This is a genomic window from Streptomyces huasconensis (assembly GCF_021028635.1).
Classification (GTDB): domain Bacteria; phylum Actinomycetota; class Actinomycetes; order Streptomycetales; family Streptomycetaceae; genus Streptomyces; species Streptomyces huasconensis.
Genome location: NZ_CP086119.1, coordinates 2070558 through 2094918, shown reverse-complemented (window position 1 = coordinate 2094918; position 24361 = coordinate 2070558). Strand labels below are relative to the sequence as shown.

21 protein-coding genes are annotated in these 24361 nt (G+C 72.3%); 7 read left to right on the top strand and 14 right to left on the bottom strand.

Features of this window, described 5'->3' with window-relative positions; genetic code table 11:
- Positions 1-75 precede the first annotated feature (75 nt).
- The 6 genes from aceE to J2N69_RS09390 form a co-directional block, all read right to left on the bottom strand.
- Positions 76-2781, bottom strand: a complete 2706-nt coding sequence (gene aceE, locus J2N69_RS09415) for a pyruvate dehydrogenase (acetyl-transferring), homodimeric type (protein WP_230900324.1) — start codon at positions 2779-2781, stop codon at positions 76-78.
- A gap of 307 nt (positions 2782-3088) precedes the next feature.
- The gene (locus J2N69_RS09410) at positions 3089-3712 is read right to left on the bottom strand and encodes a GntR family transcriptional regulator (RefSeq protein ID WP_030786908.1); all 624 of its coding nucleotides are present in this window, start codon (positions 3710-3712) and stop codon (positions 3089-3091) included.
- A gap of 139 nt (positions 3713-3851) precedes the next feature.
- Complete coding sequence (gene sucB / locus J2N69_RS09405) at positions 3852-5654, bottom strand: 2-oxoglutarate dehydrogenase, E2 component, dihydrolipoamide succinyltransferase (protein WP_230900323.1); 1803 nt, start codon at positions 5652-5654, stop codon at positions 3852-3854.
- 85 nt (positions 5655-5739) lie between these two features.
- A complete protein-coding gene (gene lpdA / locus J2N69_RS09400; RefSeq protein ID WP_127910359.1) occupies positions 5740-7128 on the bottom strand; it encodes a dihydrolipoyl dehydrogenase in 1389 nt (462 codons plus the stop codon).
- 294 nt (positions 7129-7422) lie between these two features.
- Positions 7423-8970, bottom strand: a complete 1548-nt coding sequence (locus J2N69_RS09395) for a leucyl aminopeptidase (RefSeq protein WP_230900322.1) — start codon at positions 8968-8970, stop codon at positions 7423-7425.
- A gap of 143 nt (positions 8971-9113) precedes the next feature.
- A complete protein-coding gene (locus J2N69_RS09390) occupies positions 9114-9896 on the bottom strand; it encodes an adenosylcobinamide-GDP ribazoletransferase (protein ID WP_230900321.1) in 783 nt (260 codons plus the stop codon).
- A gap of 66 nt (positions 9897-9962) precedes the next feature.
- Here J2N69_RS09390 and J2N69_RS09385 point away from each other — a divergent pair, with 66 nt between their 5' ends.
- On the top strand, positions 9963-10751 hold the full coding sequence (locus J2N69_RS09385; RefSeq protein ID WP_230900320.1) for a hypothetical protein: 789 nt from the start codon (positions 9963-9965) through the stop codon (positions 10749-10751).
- Here J2N69_RS09385 and J2N69_RS09380 read toward each other — a convergent pair.
- From J2N69_RS09380 to cobT, 3 genes are read right to left on the bottom strand one after another with little or no spacing between them, the layout of a single operon-like run.
- The gene (locus J2N69_RS09380) at positions 10667-11389 is read right to left on the bottom strand and encodes a hypothetical protein (RefSeq protein WP_230900319.1); all 723 of its coding nucleotides are present in this window, start codon (positions 11387-11389) and stop codon (positions 10667-10669) included. The two genes, J2N69_RS09385 and J2N69_RS09380, sit on opposite strands and share 85 nt — an antisense overlap.
- On the bottom strand, positions 11386-13152 hold the full coding sequence (locus J2N69_RS09375) for a phosphatidylglycerol lysyltransferase domain-containing protein (protein WP_230900318.1): 1767 nt from the start codon (positions 13150-13152) through the stop codon (positions 11386-11388). Before J2N69_RS09375 ends, J2N69_RS09380 begins: the two co-directional genes overlap by 4 nt.
- Positions 13153-13205: 53 nt before the next feature.
- The gene (gene cobT / locus J2N69_RS09370) at positions 13206-14306 is read right to left on the bottom strand and encodes a nicotinate-nucleotide--dimethylbenzimidazole phosphoribosyltransferase (RefSeq protein WP_230900317.1); all 1101 of its coding nucleotides are present in this window, start codon (positions 14304-14306) and stop codon (positions 13206-13208) included.
- Positions 14307-14480: 174 nt separating this feature from the next.
- On the opposite strand from cobT, the gene J2N69_RS09365 reads away from it, so the two are divergent.
- Positions 14481-15605 carry a class I SAM-dependent methyltransferase gene (locus J2N69_RS09365; protein WP_230900316.1) on the top strand — a complete coding sequence of 375 codons (1125 nt, stop codon included), beginning with the start codon at positions 14481-14483 and terminating at the stop codon, positions 15603-15605.
- Positions 15606-15624: 19 nt separating this feature from the next.
- On the opposite strand, the gene J2N69_RS09360 is transcribed toward J2N69_RS09365, so the two are convergent.
- Complete coding sequence (locus tag J2N69_RS09360) at positions 15625-16869, bottom strand: bifunctional adenosylcobinamide kinase/adenosylcobinamide-phosphate guanylyltransferase (protein WP_230900315.1); 1245 nt, start codon at positions 16867-16869, stop codon at positions 15625-15627.
- 102 nt (positions 16870-16971) lie between these two features.
- Between J2N69_RS09360 and J2N69_RS09355 the strand changes: the two genes are divergently transcribed.
- Positions 16972-17187: a hypothetical protein gene (locus J2N69_RS09355; RefSeq protein WP_127910356.1), complete on the top strand. Its 216-nt coding sequence runs from the start codon at positions 16972-16974 to the stop codon at positions 17185-17187.
- 81 nt (positions 17188-17268) lie between these two features.
- On the opposite strand, the gene J2N69_RS09350 is transcribed toward J2N69_RS09355, so the two are convergent.
- From J2N69_RS09350 to J2N69_RS09340, 3 genes are all read right to left on the bottom strand, one after another.
- Positions 17269-17796: a hypothetical protein gene (locus tag J2N69_RS09350; protein ID WP_230900314.1), complete on the bottom strand. Its 528-nt coding sequence runs from the start codon at positions 17794-17796 to the stop codon at positions 17269-17271.
- A 115-nt stretch (positions 17797-17911) separates the two neighbouring features.
- Positions 17912-18619: a class I SAM-dependent methyltransferase gene (locus J2N69_RS09345; protein ID WP_230900313.1), complete on the bottom strand. Its 708-nt coding sequence runs from the start codon at positions 18617-18619 to the stop codon at positions 17912-17914.
- A 74-nt stretch (positions 18620-18693) separates the two neighbouring features.
- Positions 18694-19320: a DUF3043 domain-containing protein gene (locus J2N69_RS09340; RefSeq protein WP_127910354.1), complete on the bottom strand. Its 627-nt coding sequence runs from the start codon at positions 19318-19320 to the stop codon at positions 18694-18696.
- 303 nt (positions 19321-19623) lie between these two features.
- Here J2N69_RS09340 and J2N69_RS09335 point away from each other — a divergent pair, with 303 nt between their 5' ends.
- The 4 genes from J2N69_RS09335 to J2N69_RS09320 all read left to right on the top strand — a co-directional run bounded on the left by J2N69_RS09335 (position 19624) and on the right by J2N69_RS09320 (position 23015).
- The gene (locus J2N69_RS09335) at positions 19624-20421 is read left to right on the top strand and encodes a PspA/IM30 family protein (RefSeq protein ID WP_230900312.1); all 798 of its coding nucleotides are present in this window, start codon (positions 19624-19626) and stop codon (positions 20419-20421) included.
- Between the two features lie 21 nt (positions 20422-20442).
- Positions 20443-20721, top strand: a complete 279-nt coding sequence (pspAA, locus tag J2N69_RS09330) for a PspA-associated protein PspAA (RefSeq protein ID WP_230900311.1) — start codon at positions 20443-20445, stop codon at positions 20719-20721.
- Between the two features lie 384 nt (positions 20722-21105).
- On the top strand, positions 21106-22338 hold the full coding sequence (locus J2N69_RS09325; RefSeq protein ID WP_230900310.1) for a sensor histidine kinase: 1233 nt from the start codon (positions 21106-21108) through the stop codon (positions 22336-22338).
- On the top strand, positions 22335-23015 hold the full coding sequence (locus J2N69_RS09320) for a response regulator (protein ID WP_230900309.1): 681 nt from the start codon (positions 22335-22337) through the stop codon (positions 23013-23015). The genes J2N69_RS09325 and J2N69_RS09320 overlap by 4 nt, the downstream gene beginning before the upstream one ends.
- Before the next feature lie 67 nt (positions 23016-23082).
- Here the strand turns inward: J2N69_RS09320 and nadA are convergent, their stop codons facing one another.
- On the bottom strand, positions 23083-24291 hold the full coding sequence (gene nadA / locus J2N69_RS09315; RefSeq protein WP_230900308.1) for a quinolinate synthase NadA: 1209 nt from the start codon (positions 24289-24291) through the stop codon (positions 23083-23085).
- Between the last annotated feature and the right edge of the window lie 70 nt (positions 24292-24361).

Below are 24361 nucleotides of genomic sequence, written 5' to 3'. Positions count from 1 at the left end.
GCCCCATGATGCCGCCACACATACAAAGTGCGGGCCCCCGCCGACAGCGGGGGCCCGCACTCATGTACCGCGTTCCTACAGGCCGTACTTGGCCCGCGCCTCCTTCACCGCGGAGGCGGGCACCTCGCCCCGGCGGGCGAGCTGCGCGAGCGCCGCGACGACGATCGACTCGGCGTCGACGCCGAAGTGGCGGCGGGCCGCGTCCCGCGTGTCGGAGAGGCCGAAGCCGTCCGCGCCCAGCGACGAGTAGTCCTGCTCGACCCACTGCGCGATCTGGTCCGGGACCTGGCGCATGTAGTCGGAGACGGCCAGGACGGGACCCTGGGCGCCCTCCAGCGCCGTACGGATGTACGGGGTGCGCTCCTCGCCGCGCAGCAGCGCCTCGTCCGCCTCCAGGGCGTCACGTCGCAGCTCGGTCCAGGACGTCGCGGACCACACGTCGGCGGCCACGCCCCACTCCTCGGCGAGCATCTTCTGGGCGGCCAGCGTCCAGTGGATGGCGGTGCCGGAGCCGAGCAGCTGGATGCGCGCGGCGTTGGCAGCGGGGGACAGGCCCGCGGACTCCGCCGTGTTGAAGCGGTAGAGGCCCTTGATGATGCCCTCGTCGACACCCGCGGGCTTCGCGGGCTGCGGCATCGGCTCGTTGTAGACGGTGAGGTAGTAGAAGACGTTCGGGTCCTCGCCCGGCAGCGCCTCGCCGTACATGCGGCGCAGACCGTCCTTGACGATCGCCGCGATCTCGTAGGCGAACGCCGGGTCGTACGTCAGCGCGGCCGGGTTGGTCGCGGCGATCACCGGCGAGTGGCCGTCCGCGTGCTGGAGGCCCTCGCCCGTCAGCGTCGTACGGCCGGCGGTGGCGCCGACGAGGAAGCCGCGGCCGAGCTGGTCGCCGAGCTGCCACATCTGGTCGGCGGTGCGCTGCCAGCCGAACATCGAGTAGAAGATGTAGAAGGGGATCATGGCCTCGCCGTGCGTCGCGTACGACGTGGACGCGGCGATGAAGTCCGCCATGGAACCGGCCTCGGTGATCCCCTCGTTGAGGATCTGGCCGTCCTTGGCCTCCTTGTAGTACATCAGCTGGTCGCGGTCGACCGGCTCGTACGTCTGGCCCTTCGGCGAGTAGATGCCGAGCGAGGGGAAGAGCGACTCCATGCCGAAGGTGCGCGCTTCGTCGGGGACGATCGGCACCCAGCGCTTGCCGGTCTCCTTGTCGCGTACGAGGTCCTTGACCAGGCGTACGAACGCCATGGTCGTCGCCACGTTCTGCGAGCCGGAGCCCTTGTCGAAGGAGGCGAACGTCTTGTCCGCGGCGGCGGGCAGCGGGGCCAGCGGCTGCGTGCGGCGGGCCGGGGCCGGGCCGCCGAGGGCCGCGCGGCGCTCCTGGAGGTAGCGGACCTCGGGGGAGTCGGCGCCGGGGTGGCCGTAGGGCACCTGGCCGTCGACGAACGCGCTGTCCGGGATCGGCAGGTCCAGCAGGTCGCGCATGTCCTTGAACTCGTCCACCGTCAGCTTCTTCATCTGGTGGTTGGCGTTCTTGGACTCGAAGCCCTTGCCGAGGGTGAAGCCCTTGACCGTCTGCGCGAGGATCACGGTCGGCGCGCCCTTGTGGGTGAGCGCCGCACGGTAGGCCGCGTAGACCTTGCGGGCCTCGTGGCCGCCGCGCGAGAGGTGGAAGCACTCGCTGATCTTGTCGTCGCTGAGCAGCTTGCCCAGCTCGACGAGGGCGGGCTCGGAGCCGAAGAAGTGCTCGCGGATGTAGGCGGCGTCGCGCGTCGCGTACGTCTGGAACTGCGCGTCCGGCACCTCGCGCAGGCGGCGGACCAGGGCACCGGTGGTGTCGAGCTGGAACAGCTCGTCCCAGGCGTTGCCCCACAGGACCTTGATGACGTTCCAGCCGGCGCCGCGGAACTGCGCCTCCAGCTCCTGCACCACGCGGAAGTTGGCGCGCACCGGGCCGTCGAGGCGCTGGAGGTTGCAGTTGATGACGTACGTGAGGTTGTCGAGACCCTCACGCGCGGCCAGTGCGAGGGCCGCCGTCGACTCGGGCTCGTCCATCTCGCCGTCACCGAGGAACGCCCACACGTGCGAGGAGGAGACGTCCTTGATGCCGCGGTTGGTCAGATAGCGGTTGAAGCGCGCCTGGTAGATCGCGGAGAGCGGGCCGAGGCCCATCGACACCGTCGGGAACTCCCACAGCCAGGGCAGGCGGCGCGGGTGCGGGTAGGACGGCAGGCCGTCGCCGCCCGACTCGCGGCGGAAGTTGTCGAGCTGCGCCTCGTTCAGACGGCCGTCGAGGAAGGCGCGGGCGTAGATGCCGGGGGAGGCGTGGCCCTGGATGTAGAGCTGGTCGCCGGAGCCGGCGGCCTCGCCGGACTCCTTGCCCTTGAAGAAGTGGTTGAAGCCGGTCTCGTACAGCCAGGCCGCGGACGCGAAGGTCGCGATGTGGCCGCCGACGCCGTGCTTGGAGCCGCGGGTCACCATCGCGGCCGCGTTCCAGCGGTTCCACGCGGTGATCTTCCGCTCCATCTCCTCGTCACCGTCGATCGACGGCTCGGCGGAGGTGGGGATGGTGTTGACGTAGTCGGTCTCGAGGAGCTTGGGCAGCGCCAGGCCCGCGCCCTCGGCACGCTCCAGCGTGCGGCGCATCAGGTACGCGGCACGGTGCGGCCCGGCCGCCTGAGTAACGGCGTCCAGGGAGGCCTGCCATTCGGCGGTCTCCTCGGGGTCGCGGTCCGGGAGCTGGTCGAGCTCGCTCGGCTGGATTGCGGAGGGGTCGGTCATTGCGCCGCCTTCCTGAGTCGGAGGGGGTCCCCTGTTCGGTAAGGGGTGGGGGTGCCCGTTGTCTTTGGCAGGACAGGGCGTGTGGCTCTGCCGCGGAAACGTTGGTGTGGCTCCGTCGCAGGACCGTCGTCGACTGTAAGCCCCTGATCGATGATCGATCAAAGCGTTGAGGGAAAAACTTCTCCGGATCGAGAAAGTCGGCATCCGGTGCCATGCAAGAGGGCACGCGGTGCCTTCGATTTGAAGGGTTTGCGCAGGTGGGAGCACGTCTGAGCACGCACCCCGCAGATGAGCGCGCGGGGGTGGCTCAGGCGCGCGGGGCGCAGCCGAGGACGTGGGCCTTCACCAGCTCCGCGATGGCCGGATCACGCCGCCGGAACGCGGAGACCAGGGCCTCGTGCTCCTCCGCGTACGACTGCTGGACCGTGCCGAGCCAGCGGATCGACAGCGCGGTGAAGACCTCGATGCCGAGCCCTTCCCAGGTGTGCAGCAGGACGGAGTTGTCCGCGGCCCGCACCAGCTCCCGGTGGAAGGCGACGGTGTGCCGCACCTGGCCGGTGCCGTCCGAGGCCCGGTCCGCCTCGTAGAGGGCCGCGACATGGGGCTCCAGGGCCGAGCAGTCCTCGGCCAGCCGCTCGGCCGCCAGCTCGGCGGCGATCGCCTCCAGGCCCGCCCGCACGGGGTAGCTCTCCTCCAGGTCGGCGGCGGTCAAGTTCCGTACGCGCACACCCTTGTTGGGCGCGGACTCGATGAGCCGCAGCGTCTCCAGCTCCCGCAGCGCCTCGCGCACCGGGGTCTGCGAGACCTCCAGCTCCACGGCGATCCGCCGCTCCACGATGCGCTCGCCCGGCTTCCAGCGCCCGCTGACGATCCCCTCGACGATGTGCTCGCGGATCTGTTCGCGCAGCGAGTGAACGACGGGCGCGGTCATGAGAGCTCCTCCGGCAGGGGCTGCGGGCCCCAAGGGCGTGTGACCCCTAGACAATACGGCGACGCCCCCGCCCGGATAACTCCGGACGGGGGCGTACGTGCTGATGAGACGAGTGTTACAGCCTCACCGGGCGCCGGTACTACAGGCCGAGCTCGACCTCGAACTCGCCGGCTTCCAGGATCGCCTTGACGGCGGTCAGGTAGCGGGCGGCGTCGGCTCCGTCGACCAGGCGGTGGTCGTAGGAGAGCGAGAGGTACGTCATGTCCCGTACGGCGATGGTCTCGCCGAGGTCGGGGTGGTTGATGACGACCGGGCGCTTGACGGTGGCGCCGATGCCGAGGATGGCGGCCTGGTTCGGCGGCACGATGACCGTGTCGAACAGGGCGCCGCGCGAGCCGGTGTTGGAGATGGTGAAGGTGGCCCCCGACATGTCGTCCGGGGTGAGGCCGCCGCCGCGGGCCTTGCCGGCCAGCTCGGCGGTCTTCTTGGAGATGCCGGCGATGTTGAGGTCGCCCGCGCCCTTGATGACCGGGGTCATCAGGCCCTTCTCGGCGTCGACGGCGATGCCGATGTTCTCCGCGTCGAAGTAGGTGATGGTGCCTTCGTCGTCGTTGATCCGGGCGTTGATGACCGGGTGGGCCTTCAGTGCCTGGGCGGCGGCCTTGACGAAGAACGGCATCGGGGAGAGCTTGACGCCCTCGCGGGCGGCGAAGGCGTCCTTGGCCTTGGCGCGCAGCTTCATCAGCTTGGTGATGTCGACCTCGACGACCGAGGTCAGCTGGGCCTGCGAGTGCAGGGCCTTCATCATGTTGTCGCCGATGACCTTGCGCATGCGGGTCATCTTGACGGTCTGGCCGCGCAGCGGCGACGCCTCAAGGGCCGGGGCCTTGGGAGCGCTCGGAGCAGCGGCGGCGGCCGGTGCCGGGGGGGCCTGCTTGGCCTCGGCGGCGGCGATGACGTCCTGCTTGCGGATGCGGCCGCCGACGCCGGTGCCCTTGACCTCGGAGAGGTTGACGCCGTTCTCGGAGGCGAGCTTGCGCACCAGCGGGGTCACGTAGGCGCCGTCGTCGGCCGGGGCGGACTGCTGGGCCGGGGCGGCGGGCGCCGGCTGAGCGGCCGGGGCCGGGGTCGCGGGCTGCGCCGGGGCGGCCGGCTGGGCCGGAGCCGGGGCGGCAGCGGCGGGCTGGGCCGGAGCGGCGGGAGCGGCGGCCGGAGCCGCGGGGGCGGCCGGGGCCTCCTGCTTCGGAGCCTCCTGCTTCGGGGCCTCCTGCTGCGCGGGGGCGGCCGGGGCCTCCTCCTCGGCCGGGGCCGGGGCGGCACCGGGCGCGCCGACGACTGCGAGCTTGGCGCCCACCTCGGCGGTCTCGTCCTCGCCGACCACGATCTCCAGGAGAACGCCCGCCACGGGGGAGGGGATCTCCGTGTCGACCTTGTCCGTCGAGACCTCAAGGAGGGGCTCGTCGGCCGCGACCTCCTCGCCGACCTCCTTCAGCCAACGGGTGACGGTGCCCTCGGTGACGGACTCACCGAGCGCGGGCAGGGTGACCTCGGTGCCCTCGGCGGAACCGCCGGACTGGGCGGGGGCCTGCTGCTGGGGGGCCTCCTGCTGCGCGGGGGCGGCGGGAGCCTCCTCCTGCGCGGGGGCGGCCGGAGCGGCCGGGGCCTCCTCCTGCGCCGGGGCGGCCGAGCCGCCCGCGTCGCCCGAGCCGTCGTCGATGACGGCCAGCTCGGCGCCGACCTCGACGGTCTCGTCCTCGGCGACCTTGATGGAGGCCAGGATGCCGGCGGCCGGGGAGGGGATCTCGGTGTCGACCTTGTCGGTCGAGACCTCGAGCAGCGGCTCGTCGGCCTCGACACGCTCACCCTCGGCCTTCAGCCAACGGGTGACAGTGCCCTCGGTGACGCTCTCGCCGAGCGCCGGAAGGGATACGGAAACCGCCATGGTTTCAGTTGCTCCTTACAAGAATTGCGGAAGTCTGGTCGTCGTCTCGTCGCGCCCGGAGACTGGGGTCAGCCGGAGACCGAGGTCAGTCGTGGGAGTGCAGCGGCTTGCCCGCGAGGGCCAGGTGGGCCTCGCCGAGCGCCTCGTTCTGCGTCGGGTGGGCGTGGATGAGCTGGGCGACCTCGGCCGGCAGGGCCTCCCAGTTGTAGATCAGCTGGGCTTCGCCGACCTGCTCGCCCATGCGGTCGCCGACCATGTGGACGCCGACCACGGCACCGTCCTTGACCTGGACGAGCTTGATCTCGCCCGCGGTCTTGAGGATCTTGCTCTTGCCGTTGCCCGCGAGGTTGTACTTGAGGGCGACGACCTTGTCCGCGCCGTAGATCTCCTTGGCCTTGGCCTCGGTGATGCCCACGGAGGCGACCTCGGGGTGGCAGTACGTCACCCGGGGCACGCCGTCGTAGTCGACCGGGACGGGCTTGAGACCGGCCAGGCGCTCCGCGACCAGCATGCCCTCGGCGAAGCCGACGTGCGCGAGCTGGAGGGTCGGCACCAGGTCGCCCACGGCCGAGATGGTCGGGACGTTGGTCTGCATGTACTCGTCGACCAGGACATAGCCACGGTCCATGGCGACGCCCTGCTCCTCGTACCCGAGGCCCTGGGAGACCGGGCCGCGGCCGATGGCGACCAGGAGGACCTCGGCCTCGAAGGTCTTGCCGTCCGCGAGGGTGACGCGCACGCCGTTCTCGGTGTACTCGGCCTTCTCGAAGAACGTGCCGAGGTTGAACTTGATGCCGCGCTTGCGGAACGCGCGCTCAAGAAGCTTGGAGCTGTTCTCGTCCTCGACCGGCACGAGGTGCTTGAGGCCCTCGATGACCGTGACGTCGGTCCCGAAGGACTTCCACGCCGAGGCGAACTCGACGCCGATGACGCCGCCGCCCAGGATGATCGCGGACTCCGGGACGCGGTCCAGGGTCAGCGCGTGGTCCGAGGAGATGATGCGGTTGCCGTCGATCTCCAGGCCCGGCAGCGACTTCGGCACGGAGCCGGTCGCGAGGAGCACGTGGCGGCCCTGGATCCGCTGGCCGTTCACGTCCACCGAGGTGGGGGAGGAGAGCTTGCCCTCGCCCTCGATGTACGTCACCTTGCGGGAGGCGACGAGTCCCTGGAGGCCCTTGTAGAGGCCGGAGATCACGTCGTCCTTGTACTTGTGGACGGCCGCGATGTCGATGCCCTCGAAGGTGGCCTTCACGCCGAACTGGTCGGCCTCGCGCGCCTGGTCGGCGATCTCGCCGGCGTGCAGCAGCGCCTTCGTGGGGATGCAGCCGTTGTGCAGGCAGGTGCCGCCGAGCTTGTTCTTCTCGATCAGGGCGACGTCCAGGCCCAGCTGCGCTCCGCGCAGGGCCGCGGCGTAACCGCCGCTACCGCCGCCGAGGATCACTAGGTCGAAAACGGTGCTGGCGTCGTTCGCCACGTCACGTCCTCCATGCATGTGCGCCGTACGCCGGACCCCTCTGCGTGGGGGACGACCGGTCGGTCGGCTGGTATTCGGCCGCTCTTGTTTCGGCCCTTTGGTGGGGGCCCTGTCCTGCCGAGAACCCATCTTCGCACTTGTCGAGGGGAGGCGGGACGCCGGGCCAGGCTGTGAGACGTCCGATCAGCCGTCTCCAGCGGTTCTGCCGCGTACGAATGTACGAATTTCGTTGTGGGCGAAATCGAGCAGGGCTCCGGACGTCTGTCGTCCGGAGCCCTGCTCGACGTACCCGGATCAGCCCAGGTCACCCGCGGCGGTGCGCTCCGCCAGACGGACCAGGGTGCGCACGGCGGTGCCGGTGCCGCCCTTGGGGGTGTAGCCGAACGGCGCGCCCTCGTGGAAGGCGGGGCCCGCGATGTCCAGGTGGGCCCAGATGATGCCCTCGCCCACGAACTCCTTCAGGAAGAGGCCGGCCACCAGGCCGCCGCCCATGCGGTCGCCCATGTTGGCGATGTCCGCGGTGGGGGAGTCCATGCCCTTGCGCAGCTCGGCGGGGAGCGGCATGGGCCAGGCCGGCTCACCGACCTCCTCGGCGATCTCATGGACCGACGTGCGGAACGCGTCGTCGTTGGCCATGATGCCGAAGGTGCGGTTGCCGAGCGCCACCATCATGGCGCCGGTCAGCGTCGCCACGTCGACGATCGCGTCGGGCTGCTCCTCGGAGGCCTTGGCGATGGCGTCGGCGAGGACCAGGCGGCCCTCGGCGTCGGTGTTGAGCACCTCGACGGTCTTGCCGCTGTACATCCGCAGGACGTCGCCGGGGCGGGTGGCGGAGCCGGACGGCATGTTCTCGGCGAGCGCCAGCCAGCCCGTGACGTTCACTTCGAGGCCGAGGCGCGCGGCGGCGACGACGGCGGCGAAGACCGCCGCGGCACCGGCCATGTCGCACTTCATGGTCTCGTTGTGACCGGCGGGCTTCAGCGAGATGCCGCCCGAGTCGTAGGTGATGCCCTTGCCGACGAAGGCCAGGTGCTTCTTCGCCTTGGAGTGCGTGTACGAGAGCTTCACCAGGCGCGGCGGGGCGTCCGAGCCCGCGCCGACGCCGAGGATGCCGCCGTAGCCGCCCTTGGCGAGCGCCTTCTCGTCGAGCACCTGCACCTTGACGCCGTGCTCCTTGGCGGCCGCGGTGGCGACCGCCGCGAAGGCCTCGGGGTCGAGGTCGTTCGGCGGGGTGTTGACGAGGTCGCGGGCGCGGTTCAGCTCCTCGCCCACGGCGGTGGCGCGCTCGACCGCGGCCTTGTACGCCTTGTCGCGCGGCTTGCCGCCGAGCAGGACGGCCTCGGCGAGGGGCGCCTTGGCGTCCTTGCCGTTCTTCTTCGCGGACTTGGCGTCGCCCTGGTCCTTGTAGGCGACGAAGGAGTACGCGCCGAGCAGCGCGCCCTCGCCGAGGGCGCAGATGTCGTCGGCGTCCTCGACGGGCAGCGCGAACGCCGCCTTCTTGACGCCGGTCAGGGCGCGCGCGGCGACACCCGCGGCACGGCGCAGCGCGTCCGTGCCGTAGGTCTCGTCCTTCTCCGGGACCTCGCCGAGGCCGACCGCGACGATGACCGGGGCCTTGAAGCCGGCCGGCGCGGGCAGCTTCGTCACCTCGCCCTCACCGCCCGAGGCGCCGAGGGTCTCCAGGACGGACGCGAGCTTGCCGTCGTACGCCTTGTCGACGGACTCGGCGCCGGGCGCGACGACCAGAGCCCTCTTGGAGCCAGAGCCCTTCGCGACACCGACGACGATCGCGTCGGCACGCAGGCCGGACGCGGCGGCGGTGCTGAGAGTCAGAGCAGTCACGGTGGTGAGGTCCTCTTTCGCTTGAGTTTCGACGGGCTGAGGGGTGAGCCCGTCGCGAGCCTACGCCCGTGAGCGCTGCGGTGCGCCTGACCGTGCGTGTTCGATGCGGTGTCGCGAACGCCGGGGTCTCGGCGCCCTGGGCGTCAGCCGAGCGCGAGCACCACGAGAGCGGTGGTCGCCGCGATCTCCGCGAGGCCGCCGAAGACATCCCCGGTGACCCCGCCGAACCGCCGTACGCAGTGGCGGAGCAGCAGTTCGGCGGCGCCGACCGCGAGGACCACACAGGCCGCCGTCCGCGCCATGCCGTACGGCCCGAGCAGCGCGCCCGCGCCCGCCGCCGCGCCCGTGACGACCGCCGCGACCAGCAGCGCACGGCCGCGCGGGACGACCCCGGCGACGGCGGCGCCGAGGCCGCCGGGGCGGGCCGGGGGCACTCCGGTGCGGGCGGCCAGGGTGAGGGCGAGGCGGGCGGCGGCGGCCGAGACGACGGCGGCGACGGCACCTTCCGCCCACGACCGCTCGTACAGCTCGAAGAGCACGGCGACCTGGGCGAGCAGCACGAAGAGCAGGGTGATGACGCCGAAGGGGCCGATGTCGGACTGCTTCATGATGCGCAGCGCCTCATCGGCGGGCTTGGCGCTGCCGAGGCCGTCGGCGGTGTCCGCGAGGCCGTCGAGGTGCAGGCCGCGGGTGAGGGCGGCGGGGACGGCCGCGGTCGCCACGGCGGCGAGGAGCGGCCCGGCGCCGAGCAGCGTCAGGGCGCCGCCGAGGCCGGCCGCGCAGAGGCCGACCACCAGGCCCGCCAGGGGAGCGCACTGCATGCCCGCGCGCGCGGCTTCGCGGTCCCAGCGGGTCACCCTGACGGGGAGCGCGGTGAGGGTGCCGAAGGCGAAACGTATGCCGTCGGCGGGGGAGGTTCTGGACACCGCGGAAGGCTACCCCGGCACGTCTCCCGCCCTGCGGATCACTGCTCGCGGACAGAGGATGGCCGCATGGGTGACTGGTGGTACCGGAACGTCGTCGAGCCGGGGAAGCTGCCGCTGCTGCTCGCGCTGCTGTCCTTCGTCGGGTCGTTCCTGGTGACCCGGACGGTCACGCGGCTCATCCGGGCCGGCAAGGGACCCTTCCGGAACATCAGTTCGGGCGGCGTCCATGTCCACCACGTCGTCCCCGGCATCTTCCTCATGCTGGTCGGCGGATTCTGGGCGGTGGCCACCGGGCGGCACGGCGCCGGGCCGCTGTACGCCGCGGTCATCTTCGGGACCGGCGCCGGACTCGTGCTCGACGAGTTCGCGCTGATCCTGCACCTCGACGACGTCTACTGGACCGAACAGGGCCGCAAGAGCGTGGAGGTCGTGATGCTCACGGCCGCCCTGGTGGTCCTGGTGCTCACCGGCTTCACGCCGTTCGGGGTCAACGACCTGACGACCGTCGAGCGCCAGAACCGCGCCCTGCTCGCGCTGAACATCGGCGTCAACTGCGCCTTCGCCCTGATCGCGCTCTTCAAGGGCAAGCTGCGCATGGCCCTGATCGGCATGGTGATCCCCTTCGTCGCGCTGATCGGCGCCGTCCGTCTGGCCCGGCCGGGATCGGCGTGGGCACGGCGCTTCTACCGCAACCGCCACCGGGCACGCGCGCGTGCGGGCCTGCGGGCCTTCCACCACGACCGCCGCTGGGCGAGGCCGCGCCGCCGGTTTCAGGACTGGATCGGCGGCTTCTCGCCCGACCCGAAGCCGCTCCCCGAAGCGGACGCCCCGGAGCGCCGGCCACCGCCCCGGTGACGCCGGACGGTGACCGCGCACAGCACCAGCACCGCCGCGATCGCCGCCAGGTGCTCCTTGCCCGCGAGGTTGTCCTTGACGACGACCTCGACGACCATCAGGGCGGCGACCAGGGCGCCCGTGACGTACGCCCGGTGCCGCCAGCACACGTACACCGCGAGGCCCACGACGGCGGCGGACGGGCCGGTGTCGACGACGCGCGCGTCGGAGGCGGGGAGCCCGATGGGGTGGCCGGGGCCCAGCTCGATGCCCACGCGCGCGTAGAGCGTGCCGGCGAGCGTGGCCGCGTACCCGACGAGGAGCGTGCGCCACCAGCCGAGGCAGATCTCGGCGATCCCGAAGACCAGCAGGATCTGCGCGAGCGCGCCCCACACGGGCAGGTCCAGCGCGGGCACGAAGAGGGAGAGCGGGGTGCGCACCAGGGCGAGCCACAACGGGTCCTCGGCGCGCACGGAGCCGATGTTCTGCACGAACTGATAGCCCCAGGGCTGGTTCTGCACGTACTGGAAGAGGGCGGTGAGGCAGACCGCCGCGAGCGTCATGGGCACGGCGCGCCAACGGCGGGCGGCGAGCCCGTCGCGCACGGCGGAGAACAGCGGTCTCCACTCGGCGCGGGCGCGGCGGGCCAGGGTGCTCATCGTCTCGACTCCAGATGTTTGCGGTGCAGCAGCTTCGGCAGGCCCGGCGCCTCCAGGAAGCCCTCCGCGCGGGCGGCGGCGATGCCGATGCGTGGCAGGTCCCCGCTCTTCTCGAAGAGGAGGAAACGGGGTTCCCAGATCGGCCGGTACTTGGCGTTGGCGCGGTAGAGGGACTCGATCTGCCACCACCGGGAGAAGAAGCCGAGCAGCGACCGCCACAGGCGCAGGACCGGTCCCGCGCCGAGCCGCGAGCCACGTTCGAAGACCGAACGGAACATCGCGAAGTTGAGCGAGACCTGCGTGATCTGGATCTCGGGGGCGCGCTGGAGCAGTTCGATGACCATGAACTCCACCAGGCCGTTCTCGGAGTCGCGGTCGCGCCGCATCAGGTCCAGGGAGAGCCCGTGGAGCCCCCACGGCACGAAGGAGAGCAGCGCCCGCAGCTCCCCGTCGGCGTCCGTGCACTCCAGCATCACGCACCGCCCGTCCGCGGGGTCGCCGAGCCGCCCGAGCGCCATCGAGAAGCCGCGTTCGGTGGCCCCGTCGCGCCAGTCGTCGGCACGGCGCAGCAGCTCCGCCATCTCGTCGGGCGGGATGTCCTCGTGGCGGCGGACGCGGACGGTGTACCCGGCCCGTTTGACGCGGTTGTACGCCTGGCGGACGGTGCGCATGGCCCGCCCCTCCAGGCGGAACTCGGCGGTCTCCACGATGGCTTCGTCGCCCAGCTCCAGGGCGTCCAGGCCGTGCCGGGCGTAGATCGTGCCCGCCTCCTCGCTCGCGCCCATCACGGCCGGGAGCCAGCCGTGCTCGCGGGCCTCGGCGAGCCACGGCTCGATCGCCCCGGGCCAGGCCTCCGGGTCGCCGATGGGGTCGCCGGAGGCCAGGGAGACGCCGCTGACGACGCGGTACGCGACCGCCGCCTTGCCGGTCGGCGACCACACGACGCTCTTCTCGCGGCGCAGCGCGAAGTAGCCGAGCGAGTCGCGGTCGCCGTGCCGGGCGAGCAGCGCGCGCAGCCGCTCCTCGTCCTCCTCGGTGAGCGGGTCGACGGCCCTGCGGGAGCGGAACGCCGCGTACAGGACGGCGCAGAGCAGCAGGGCGCTCAGGACGTTGATGGAGACGTTGACCCAGCCGGGCGTGGTGATGCCTTCGAAGCGCCGGTCGTCGGCGGCCAGCGAGACCAGGCGCATGGTGCCGTAGCGCCACCGGTCGAGGAAGGTGGAACGGGCGTCGTCGTGGGCGCGGTTGGTGACGGTGACCAGCAGCGCGGCGATCAGCGAGGTCACCAGGAGCCCGCCGGCCGCGACGGCCGACGCCAGCTTCGGGTTGGACCGGTCGCCCTTGGCGTAGAACTCGCGGCGCCCGACGACCAGCGCCGCGACGAAGGCGGCGGTCAGGGCGAGGGAGATCCAGTTCTGCGCGTACCGCCGGACCTCCGGGAAGCCCATGACGAAGGCGAAGAGCAGCAGGAAGAGCCCGCTGAGCACGAGGTTGAGAATCCACGCGGCACGCTTGCGGCGCCGCATCGTGATCGCCAGGAACATCGTGAACGCCCCGGACGCGAAGCCCGCGGTCAGCAGGTACGGGGTGAAGTAGTCCTCCGTGTTGTGCTGCCGCAGGTCCTGCCCCAGGGAGACCCAGACCGCGCTGAGGAAGTTGATGAACGTGACGGCGCGGAGGTACCAGACGGTGAAACCGGCGGCGCGGCGCTCTGTGACGGTCCGTGGCTTCCGCTGTTCGGCGACGACCTGCTCAACTCCCATGAAAAGGGATCATATGGGCAAGATCGCCGTGGCCGTTCCGCGCCGCCTGACACCTACTGCGCGGGCTCCGCTTCCGTCTCGTCGGCTTCCGCCGCGGGGTCCGTGGCGGCGGTACGTTCCGGTAGTTCCGCCGACAGGGCCGCGGCGGCCTGGACCAGGGGCAGGGCGAGCAGGGCTCCGGTGCCTTCGCCGGTCTTGAGGCCGTGGTCGAGAAGGGGTTCGAGGGCCATCCGGTCCAGCGCCTTGGCCTGCGCGGGCTCGCCGCTGTCGTGGCCCGCGAGCCACCAGTCCGGTGCCCGGAAGGCGATCCGCTGGGCCACCAGCGCCGCCGCCGCCGCGACCACGCCGTCGAGGATCACCGGCGTACGCCGCACCGCGCACTGCAGCAGGAAGCCGGTCATCGCGGCCAGGTCGGCGCCGCCCACCGCCGCGAGCAGTTCCAGCTGGTCGCCGAGGACCGGCCGGGCCCGCCGCAGGGCGTCCCGCACCGCCGCGCACTTGCGCATCCACGCCAGGTCGTCGATGGCCTCGCCGCCCCGCCCGGTCACCACGGACGCGTCGGTGCCGCAGAGCGCGGCGATCAGCGTCGCGGCGGGCGTCGTGCCGCCGACGCTCACATCACCGAGCACGATCACATCGGTACCGGAGTCCGCCTCCTCGTCGGCGACCGCCATGCCCGCGCGCATCGCCCGCTCGGCCTCCTCGGCGCTCAGCGCGTCCTCGATGTCGATACGGCCCGAACCGCGCCGCACCCGGTACCCGGCGACCTCCGCGGGCAGCTCGGCCGGGTCGCAGTCGAGCGCCATGTCCACGACGCGTACGGGCACGTCGAGGCGGCGCGCGAGCACCGCCGCCGGGCTCTCCCCGGCAAGCACGGCCCGTACGAGAGCGGCGGCGCTTCCCGCGGGCCGCGCCGAGACCCCCAGCTCGGCGACCCCGTGGTCCCCGGCGAACAGCACCACGCGCGGCCGCTCGATGGGCCGGACCGGCACCGCGGACTGGGCCGCCGACAGCCATTCGCCCAGTTCGTCGAGGCGGCCCAGGGCTCCGGGCGGCAGGGTCTGCCGCTCCCTGCGCTCCTCGGCGTCGCGGCGCACCCCGCCGTCGGGCCGCTCGATCAGGTCGGTGAAGTCGTCGAGATTCAGCGAGCTCATTCGCCGAACAGTACCGGCAGGCCGGGCGCCGGTGTTCGAACGCCCTGAGGGTCACGCCGAGGGTCGCCCGCGCCACGTGGCGGACCCCCGGACGGTTACGGCATGTACCCCATTGGGCACATAACGTCATTGCCGGACCCAATCCACCCAAGCCGCCCCTTCAGGAGGACGCCCATGGACGTGGCCCCGCGGGTCACCGACCGACGCTCCGCCTACCTCGCCGCCCTCGCCCAGGGCACCGAGCGGTTCCACGAGCCCCGCCGCCCCGACTGCCCCTGGTGCGGCTCCCCGCGGCTGCGCCTCCGGCTGCGCACCACCGACCTGGTCCAGCACAAGCCGGGCACCTTCCGGCTCGACCAGTGCGTGACCTGCGGCCACTGCTTCCAGAACCCCCGCCTCACCACCGAAGGCCTCGCCTTCTACCACCGCGACCTCTGCCACCGGGAGGGCCTCGGCGGCCTGGCGGGACCGGGCGGGCTCGGCGGCCTCGGGGGGATCGGCGGCACCGGCGGCAGAGCGCTCGGCAGACTCCTCGGCGCCGGACCCACCGACCGGCGCCACCTCGCCCGCGCCCGCGCGCTGCGCGCGTTCGACGAACCCGAGTGCTGGCTCGACGTCGGCACCGGCCGGGCCCTCTTCCCGGCGCTGGCCAAGCAGCTCCTCCCGTACACCTCCTTCGACGGACTCGACCCCGGCAAGGGCATCGAGGTCGCCGTGCGCCGCGGCCGGATCGAGGAGGGCCACCGCGGCACCCTCACCGGGCTCGCGGACCGGCTCGCCGGCCGCTACGACGCCCTGAGCCTCTTCCACCAGCTGGAGCGCAGCCCCGACCCGCGCGCGGAGCTGCGGGCCGCGCGGACCGTGCTGCGCCCCGGCGGCCACCTGATGATCGAGGCCCCCGACCCCGGCTGCCGCTACGCCACGCTGCTCGGCAAGTGGTGGCCGTCGTACTCCCAGCCACGGCACCTGCACCTCGTGCCGCTCGCCAATCTCCGCGCGGAGCTGGCGGGACTCGGCTTCACGGTCGTGCGCGCCGAACGCCGCGCCTCCCATGTGCCCGCCGACCTGAGCGGGGCGCTCGCGCTCTTCCTCGACCGCTGCCTGCCCCGGGCCGACGTCCCCTGGCGCGCCAGGCCCGCGCCCCGGCTCGGCCTCACGATCCGCCGCGCCGCGTGGTGGGCCGCCGTACCGGTGCTCACCCTCGCCCAGCTCCTCGACCGGCTTCTGGCCCCGCTGCTCACCCGCGTCGGCTTCTCCAACACCTACCGGGTCATCGCGCGCAGGGGCGAGGACGGCTGACGCGAAGGGCAGGGCCGGGTCAGCCGCGCAGGGGCAGCGCCTGTCCCGCCACGACGAGCAGCACGTGCTCGCACTCGGCGGCGAACGCCGCGTTGAGACGGCCCAGTTCGTCGCGGTAGCGGCGGCCCGACGCGGTCGCGGGCACGATGCCGGAACCGACCTCGTTCGAGACGGCGACCACCGTGCGCCGGGTGGCGCGCACCGCGTCCGCCAGCTCGGCGACCCGCCCCCTCAGCCGCCGCTCGCCGCCGCCCGCCCACTCGGCGTCGTCCCACGCGTTCACCTCGTCCATGACGTGGGTCAGCCACAGCGACAGGCAGTCGATGAGCAGCGGCGGCCCGTCGTCGGCCAGCAGCGGCACCAGGTCGCAGGTCTCCGCCGTCCGCCACGAACCGGGACGCCGCTCGCGGTGCAGGTTCACCCGGTCCGCCCACTCGGCGTCGCCGTTCCTGGCCCCGCCGGTCGCGACGTACAGCACTTCGGGGAAGGCCTCAAGGCGCCGCTCGGCCTCCACCGACTTGCCCGAGCGGGCGCCGCCGAGGACGAGGGTGCGGCGCGGCACGTCGGGTACGTCCTCGTAGGCGCCGACGACCAGCGTCGTCCCGTCCGGCACGGCCCGCGCGCCCGCCGCCGCGAGCCGCCGCGTCAACTCCCCGCCCGGCGGCGCCCCGTGGCCGATGTGGACGGCGATGACATCGGTGGTGGGCCCGACGGCCCCGGCCGCGCGCAGCCGGGCGAGCCCGTCGGGGCGCCCGAGGACATCGGCGAGGACCATCTCGTACGCGGCCCGCCCGCCGTCCGCCCCGGTGAAGCCGAGGCCGAAGCCGTTGCCGTTGCCGTCGGCGAGCCCCGCGGGGGCGCCGCCCGGCGGCAGGTAGAGCAGCCGTTCGCCGTCCGGCCCCGTCACCTCGTACCCCGAACCGGGCGCGTCCAGCGCCACCGCGCGCACCCGGTGGCCGGTCAGCGTCGCCAGCTCCCGCCCGTCGGCGACCCGCCCGGGCTGCGGCAGACCGGCCGGGACCTCCACGGCGGGCCCGTCGTGCGGATGGGAGAGCAGGACCTGGCGCACACCGCCGAGCGAGTGCCCCGCGCGGGCCGCCGCGAGGGCCGCGCCGGGTGTGAGGTCGAGCAGCAGGACGCCGTCCACGAGGAGCGCGGTGGCCGCGCGCGCCGCCTCGCCGAGGGCGGTCGCGCAGACCGCGCAGGGGCAGTCGGGGAGGGGCAGCCCCTCGGGGGCACCGGTGCCGAGCAGAGTCAGTTCCACACGAAGATCCTCCCGCGTCGGGTCCGGCGCCGCGCGCCCGGCTAGGCTTCAAGCGGATTCAGGCGGCTTCCAAGCCGCTCAGGGACCCTCGGGAGGCTGACGATGGCAGCATGGACGTGGCGGTTCGAGAAGGCGGACGGGACGGAGGTCCAGCCCGCGCTGACCCCGGAGGAGTTCACCACCCAGGGGGACGCCGAGTCCTGGATCGGTGAGTACTGGAAAGAGCTGGCCGAGGGCGGCGCCGATCAGGTCAGTCTCTTCGAGGACACGGACAAGATCTACGGCCCGATGAGCCTGCACGCGCAGGACCCGGCGTAGCGGCACGGGCGGATACGGGTGAGGCGGCGACCGGAACTCCGGCCGCCGCCCCACTCTTCACGTCTCCGAACCGACCGGGCGCTAGCCCACCCACTCCCGGAGCAGCTTCTCCCGCTCCGCGGCCCGCGGCGTTCCGCCCTCCCAGGTGCGGCCCCACTCCGACATCGCGGCGAGCGTCGTGGACATCGTCGCCGCGCCCTCCGTCAGGCGTGACAGCAGGGCGCGGGAGAGGTCGACCTCGGCCGGCAGGTAGCCGACGGCCGCGGCGGAGTACGCCAGCAGGTCCAGGTCGCCGCCGGCCGACGCCACGCGCAGCGTCATCAGCGGCGGGGTCTCCTCCGTCGGGCCGGTGACCATGGGCACGGCCAGGTTCATCACCGTCCCCACGGCCAGGTTCCTGACTGCGCCGATCTTCCGCAGCAGGGACTTCATGGGGACGTCCGTCACCGTCAGGGCGCGCACGTCCTCCCACAGCCGCAGACCGGACTGCCCGTCGCCGAGGGCCACCACGCCCTCCGGGGTCAGCCGCACCCCGGGGGCCGGCCCGGACGGCTTCGCGCCCACGTACACATCGCCCTGGGCGATCCAGAAGAGGCCCACCATGGCCATGCGTCGCTCACTTCTCCCCGCCGACGGCACCGCCGCCGGATTTTCCACGTCAAAAGTCCGGGACCCGTGGCGCGTGGCGCGTGGCCCGGGTCCCGTGGTCCGGGTGCCGCTTCCGCTAGTCCCGTACCCCGCACAGATGAAGCAGCGCGGCGACCCGCCGGTAAGGGTCGGTACGCCCGGCCCGCTCCTCGGCGGCCAGTAGTGCTTCCAGCTCCTCTTGCGGGGGCAGCGGCGCGCCGTCGGGGGCGTTGTCCGTGAAGATCCGCACGCCGTACCAGGCCTGGAGCGGCGCCGCGATCCCCGCCAGCGTCGCCGACAGCGCGTCGAGCCGGTCGGCCCGCACGTCGAGGCCCAGGCGGTTGCGGTACGTGACGGTGTCGAAGGCGGCGAGGGCGCCGCTCCAGTCCCCGTCGAGCCCCGGCCGCATGGCCAGCGCGTCCGCGTTCCGGACGAGGAGGGAGAGCAGCCCGCCGGGGGCCAGCATCCGGCCCAGGCCCGCGAGCAGGGCGTCGGGCTCCTCCACGTACATCAGTACGCCGTGGCAGAGCACCACGTCGAAGCTGCCGGGTGTGAAGTGCGCCCCGGTCTGGTGGCCGTCGCCCTCGACGATGCGCACCCGCCCCTGGATGCCCTCGGGCTCCCGGGCGAGCGCCTCATGGGCGGCGGCGATCATCGTGGGGTCCTGCTCGACCCCGGTCACCTTGTGTCCGGCACGGGCCAGCCGCAGCGCCTGGGTGCCCTGGCCCATGCCCACGTCGAGCACCCGCAGCCGCTGCCCCACGGGGAAGCGCGCCACTATCTGCTCGTCGAGCTGCCGGGCCACCAGCTCCTGCCGTACGGCGTCGCGCAGTCCGCCCAGCTTCTCCAGCCAGGCCCTGGCCCCGCCGGTGAATGCGCTCAGGGCCGCTCTCCGCGCTTGACCTGGGGCTTCGGCAGCCGCAGCCGGCGCATCTGGAGCGTACGCATCAGGGCGTAGGCGACGGCGCCCTTCTTGTTGTCGTTCGGGAAGCGCTCGGCCAGGCGCTTCTTCAGGCGGAACGCGGTGGCGACCGAGTCCAGCACGATCAGCACGATCACGATGAGCCAGAGCAGCAGCGCGATGTTCTGCAACTGCGGCACGCGGACCATGCTCAGGACGAGGATGATCACCGCGAGCGGCAGGAAGAACTCGGCGATGCAGAAGCGCGAGTCCACGAAGTCGCGCGCGAACTTGCGCACCGGACCCTTGTCACGGGCGGGCAGGTACCGCTCGTCACCGCTGGCCAGTGCCTCGCGCTGCTTCGCCATCTGCGCGCGGCGCTCGTCGCGCTGCCGCTTCGCCGCCTCCTTGCGCGTGGTCGGCGTATTGGTCACGCTGCGGCGCTGCGACTGTGCCATGGCGCGCTTGGGGGTGGGGCGGCCCTTCGGGGCCTGCGGGTCACGGGGCTGCTTGGAGTCGGTCACCGGCGCCTGCGCGGCCGGGGCCTTCTCTTCCTTGGATCGGCTACGGAACACAAAATCCAAGGGTACGTGGTGCGGGGGCATGGACCGCCGCCCGACGGGGAACGATCCGGCAACGCCGGGCGTCTTGATTTATGTGCCTAAGGGGACGTAGCAGGCGGTATCCCAGCCGACTCGGAGTCCGGCCGGGGGCCGGTGTGGGGTCGGCTCGGGGTCGGTTGACGGGGGAGCACCTACTCCTTACGCCGGAGCAGGGCCGGACGCAGTCGTCCTTGGGGATGAGCGCATCCGCCCGCGAACAGTGCGGTAATGGATGCAGGGCCCGTACTGTGGGTTCTGAGCAGTACCTGGAGCTGGAAGTCCGTCAGAAGGGGGCGCGCGAAGCCCATGAGCGGTGTCATGAAGCGTATGGGGATGATCTTCCGCGCGAAGGCGAACAAGGCCCTTGACCGGGCCGAGGACCCGCGCGAAACCCTCGATTACTCGTACCAGAAACAGCTGGAGCTGCTGCAGAAGGTGCGCCGCGGCGTCGCCGACGTGGCAACCTCCCGCAAGCGTCTGGAACTGCAGCTGGCCCAGCTCAACAAGCAGTCGTCCACGCTCGAGGACCAGGGCCGCAAGGCTCTCGCCCTCGGCCGTGAGGACCTGGCCCGCGAAGCGCTCTCCCGCCGGGCCGCGCTCCAGCAGCAGGTGACGGACCTGGAGACGCAGCACCAGACGCTCCAGGGCGAGGAGGAGAAGCTCACCCTCGCGGCGCAGCGCCTCCAGGCCAAGGTCGACGCCTTCCGTACGAAGAAGGAGACGATCAAGGCCACGTACACCGCCGCGCAGGCGCAGACCCGCATCGGTGAGGCCTTCTCCGGCATCTCCGAGGAGATGGGCGACGTCGGCATGGCGATCCAGCGCGCCGAGGACAAGACCGCGCAGCTCCAGGCGCGGGCCGGCGCGATCGACGAACTGCTCGCCTCCGGTGCCCTCGACGACTCTTCCGGCCTCGCCAAGGACGACATCCAGTCCGAGCTGGATCGCCTCTCCGGTGGTACTGATGTAGAGCTGGAACTCCAGCGCATGAAGGCGGAGCTCGCGGGGGGCTCCAGCAGCGGTCAGCAGGCGATCGAAGGCGGCGAGGGCCGTCCCCAGACGCAGCAGCAGCCGCAGGACACCCCGCGCTTCGACAAGCAGTAGCTCACGTCCGAGGAGGGCGACATGATCGTACGGATCATGGGGGAGGGCCAGGTGAAGCTGGCCGACAGCCACTTCGCCGAGCTCAACAAGTTCGACGACGAACTGCTCGAGGAGATGGAGAGCGGCGACGCCGCCGGGTTCCGCCGCACGCTCCACGCGCTCCTGGACAAGGTCCGGGAGCTGGGCGAGCCCCTCCCCGACGACGCCCTGGAACCCTCCGAACTGATCCTCCCCGCCCCGGACGCCAGCCTGGACGACGTCCGCACCATGCTCTCCGACGACGGCCTCATCCCCGGCTGACCACCAGCTCCCCCCAAGGGGCGCGAGGAACTGCGCGCCCAGCCACAGAACACCCGCAGAAAACCCCGAGGCCACATGAGGCGCCCCGCAAGGGGCGCGGGGAACGGCGCGCCCAGCCACAGAACACCCGCAGAAAACCCCGAGGCCACATGAGGCGCCCCGCAAGGGGCGCGGGGAACGGCGCGCTCAGCCACAGAACACCCGCAGAAAACCCCGAGGCCGCATGAGGCGCCCCGCAAGGGGCGCGGGGAACGGCGCGACCAGCCACACGACACCCGCACAAGCCCCCAAAGCCCACAAAACGCCCCACCCCGGCCGGAGGCCACCAGGGGCCACCCCCACAAACCGCTCAGGCCCCCGCCAAGGCCCCGTACCGTTTGCCCCGTGACCACTCTCGTACGAGGCCGCGGCTGGGCCCGCACACACCCGCTGGCGGTCGACGCGGCGCTCGCCTCCGCCGTCCTCGTCTGCATGGTCATCGGCTCCTTCGCCGAGCCCTACGGCGAGCACGGCCCCACCTGGGGCACCCGCACCCCCGGCCTGCCGAGCCTGCTACTGATGGCCGTCGGCGCCCTCGCGCTGGTCTTCCGGCGCCGCGCCCCCTGGACGGTGCTCGCCGCCACCTGCGCCGCCTCCCTCACGGAGCTGCTCACCGGCCAGCCCCGCGCGCCCGTCGTGATGTGCGCGGTCATCGCGCTCTTCACCGTGGCCGCCACCACCGACCGCTCCACGACCTGGCGGATCGGTGTGGTCACCATGGCGGGCCTCACCGGCGTCGCGATGCTCTCCGGACCGCTGCCCTGGTACGCGCAGGAGAACATCGGCATCTTCGCCTGGACCGGCATGGCCGCCGCCGCGGGCGACGCGGTGCGCAGCCGCCGCGCCTTCGTGGACGCCATAAGGGAGCGCGCCGAGCGGGCGGAACGCACCCGCGAGGAAGAGGCCAGGCGCCGCGTCGCCGAGGAGCGGCTGCGCATCGCCCGCGATCTGCACGACGTGGTCGCCCACCACATCGCCCTGGTCAACGTCCAGGCGGGCGTCGCCGCACACGTCATGGACAAGCGGCCCGACCAGGCGAAGGAGGCCCTCGCGCACGTCCGTGACGCCAGCCGCTCCGCGCTGGGCGAACTGCGCGCCACCGTCGGCCTGTTGCGGCAGACCGGCGACCCCGAGGCGCCCACCGAACCCGCCCCCGGCCTGCACCGCCTCGACGAGCTGGTCGAGACGTTCCGCAACGCCGGCCTGCCCGTCGAGGTCGCGCTCGGCCAGGTCGGCCTCGACCTGCCCGCGGCCGTCGACCTCGCCGCGTTCCGGATCATCCAGGAGGCGCTGACCAACGTACAGAAGCACGCGGGGCGCGACGCCAAGGCCGAGGTCAGCGTCGTCCGCGTCGGCCCGAACGTCGAGGTCACCGTCATCGACGACGGCCCGGGCCACGGCAAGGCCGGCGACGGCGCCCCGGAGCCGGACACCGACGGCGGCGGCCACGGCCTGCTCGGCATGCGCGAGCGCGTCACAGCCCTCGGCGGCAGCTGCACGGCCGCCCCCCGCTACGGCGGCGGCTTCCGCGTCCATGCGATCCTGCCCGTCATCACGGCAAAGGGAGGGACCGCGTGACGATCCGCGTACTGCTCGCCGACGACCAGGCGTTGCTGCGCAGCGCGTTCAAGGTGCTCGTCGACTCCGAGCCCGACATGGAGGTGGTCGGCGAGGCGTCCGACGGCGCTCAGGCGGTGCGGCTGGCCAGGTCGGAGCGGGCCGATGTGGTCCTGATGGACATCCGCATGCCCGGCACGGACGGCCTGGCCGCCACCCGGCAGATCAGCGCCGACCCGACCCTGGCCCACGTACGCGTGGTGATGCTGACGACCTTCGAGGTCGACGAGTACGTGGTGCAGTCGCTGCGCGCGGGCGCCTCCGGGTTCCTCGGCAAGGGCGCGGAGCCCGACGAGCTGCTCGGCGCCATCCGCATCGCGGCGGCGGGCGAGGCGCTGCTCTCCCCGGTGGCGACCAAGGGGCTGATCGCCAAGTTCCTGGCGCAGGGCGAGGGTCCGGACGGCGAGGCGCCGGTGCACGGCGAGCGGCTGAACGCGCTCACCACCCGCGAGCGCGAGGTCCTCGTCCAGGTCGCCGGCGGCCACTCGAACGACGAGATCGCCGAGCGCCTCGAAGTCAGCCCGCTCACGGTGAAGACCCATGTGAACCGCGCGATGGCGAAGCTGGGCGCCCGCGACCGCGCCCAACTGGTCGTCATCGCCTACGAATCGGGCCTGGTACGCCCGCGGGCGGAGTGACGTAGGGGGTGACGTAAGGGGCGCCCGCTATGGCGGACGCCCCTTACCTCGCGGACGGACGGCGACGCTACGGCAGCGCCAGCATCCGCTCCAGCGCCAGCTTCGCGAACTGCTCGGTCTCCCGGTCCACCTCGATCTGGTTGACGAGGTTGCCCTCCGCCAGCGACTCCAGCGTCCAGACCAGGTGCGGCAGGTCGATGCGGTTCATGGTCGAGCAGAAGCAGACCGTCTTGTCGAGGAAGACGATCTCCTTGTCCTCCGCGGCGAAACGGTTCGCCAGACGGCGCACGAGGTTCAGCTCGGTGCCGATGGCCCACTTCGACCCGGCGGGCGCGGCCTCCAGGGTCTTGATGATGTGCTCGGTGGAGCCCACGTAGTCGGCGGCGGCCACCACCTCGTGCTTGCACTCCGGGTGCACCAGGACGTTCACGCCCGGTATCCGCGCGCGGACGTCCTCGACCGACTCCAGCGAGAAGCGCCCGTGCACCGAGCAGTGCCCGCGCCACAGGATCATCTTCGCGTCGCGCAGCTGCTCGGCGGTGAGGCCGCCGTTCGGCTTGTGCGGGTTGTAGACCACGCAGTCGTCGAGCGAGAAGCCCATGTCGCGCACGGCGGTGTTGCGGCCCAGGTGCTGGTCGGGCAGGAAGAGCACCTTTGTCGACCCGGGCTCGCCCTGGTCGTAGGCCCACTCCAGCGCGCGCTTGGCGTTCGACGACGTACAGATCGTGCCGCCGTGCTTGCCGGTGAACGCCTTGATGTCGGCCGAGGAGTTCATGTACGAGACGGGGACGACCTGCTCGGCGATGCCGGCCTCGGTCAGCACGTCCCAGCACTCGGCGACCTGCTCGGCGGTGGCCATGTCGGCCATCGAGCAGCCGGCGGCCAGGTCGGGAAGGACGACCTTCTGGTCGTCCGTCGTCAGGATGTCCGCGGACTCGGCCATGAAGTGCACACCGCAGAAGACGATGTACTCGGCGTCGGGCCGGGCGGCGGCGTCGCGCGCCAGCTTGAAGGAGTCACCGGTCACATCCGCGAACTGGATGACCTCGTCGCGCTGGTAGTGATGGCCGAGGACGAAGACCTTGTCCCCCAGCTTCTCCTTGGCGGCCCGGGCGCGCTCCACCAGGTCCGGGTCGGAGGGGGACGGCAGGTCGCCGGGGCACTCGACGCCGCGCTCGCTCCTGGGGTCGGCCTCGCGGCCGAGCAGCAGCAGGGCGAGCGGCGTGGGCTGGACATCAAGCTCCACGAGGTCCCCGGGGGACTGGGCGGTGGTCACGACGACACCTACCCTTTCTCTTCTGCAGACGAGTTTTCGTCTAATTGACGCTATCTATCATAACTGGTTC

Excerpts from the sequence above, each read along its gene's own strand:
- aceE (WP_230900324.1), bottom strand. The coding sequence starts at position 2,781 with ATGACCGACCCCTCCGCAATCCAGCCGAGCGAGCTCGACCAGCTCCCG.
- J2N69_RS09410 (WP_030786908.1), bottom strand. The coding sequence starts at position 3,712 with ATGACCGCGCCCGTCGTTCACTCGCTGCGCGAACAGATCCGCGAGCAC.
- sucB (WP_230900323.1), bottom strand. The coding sequence starts at position 5,654 with ATGGCGGTTTCCGTATCCCTTCCGGCGCTCGGCGAGAGCGTCACCGAG.
- J2N69_RS09385 (WP_230900320.1), top strand. The coding sequence starts at position 9,963 with ATGGGTGACTGGTGGTACCGGAACGTCGTCGAGCCGGGGAAGCTGCCG.
- J2N69_RS09380 (WP_230900319.1), bottom strand. The coding sequence starts at position 11,389 with ATGAGCACCCTGGCCCGCCGCGCCCGCGCCGAGTGGAGACCGCTGTTC.
- J2N69_RS09375 (WP_230900318.1), bottom strand. The coding sequence starts at position 13,152 with ATGGGAGTTGAGCAGGTCGTCGCCGAACAGCGGAAGCCACGGACCGTC.
- cobT (WP_230900317.1), bottom strand. The coding sequence starts at position 14,306 with ATGAGCTCGCTGAATCTCGACGACTTCACCGACCTGATCGAGCGGCCC.
- J2N69_RS09365 (WP_230900316.1), top strand. The coding sequence starts at position 14,481 with ATGGACGTGGCCCCGCGGGTCACCGACCGACGCTCCGCCTACCTCGCC.
- J2N69_RS09355 (WP_127910356.1), top strand. The coding sequence starts at position 16,972 with ATGGCAGCATGGACGTGGCGGTTCGAGAAGGCGGACGGGACGGAGGTC.
- J2N69_RS09350 (WP_230900314.1), bottom strand. The coding sequence starts at position 17,796 with ATGGCCATGGTGGGCCTCTTCTGGATCGCCCAGGGCGATGTGTACGTG.
- J2N69_RS09340 (WP_127910354.1), bottom strand. The coding sequence starts at position 19,320 with ATGCCCCCGCACCACGTACCCTTGGATTTTGTGTTCCGTAGCCGATCC.
- J2N69_RS09335 (WP_230900312.1), top strand. The coding sequence starts at position 19,624 with ATGAGCGGTGTCATGAAGCGTATGGGGATGATCTTCCGCGCGAAGGCG.
- pspAA (WP_230900311.1), top strand. The coding sequence starts at position 20,443 with ATGATCGTACGGATCATGGGGGAGGGCCAGGTGAAGCTGGCCGACAGC.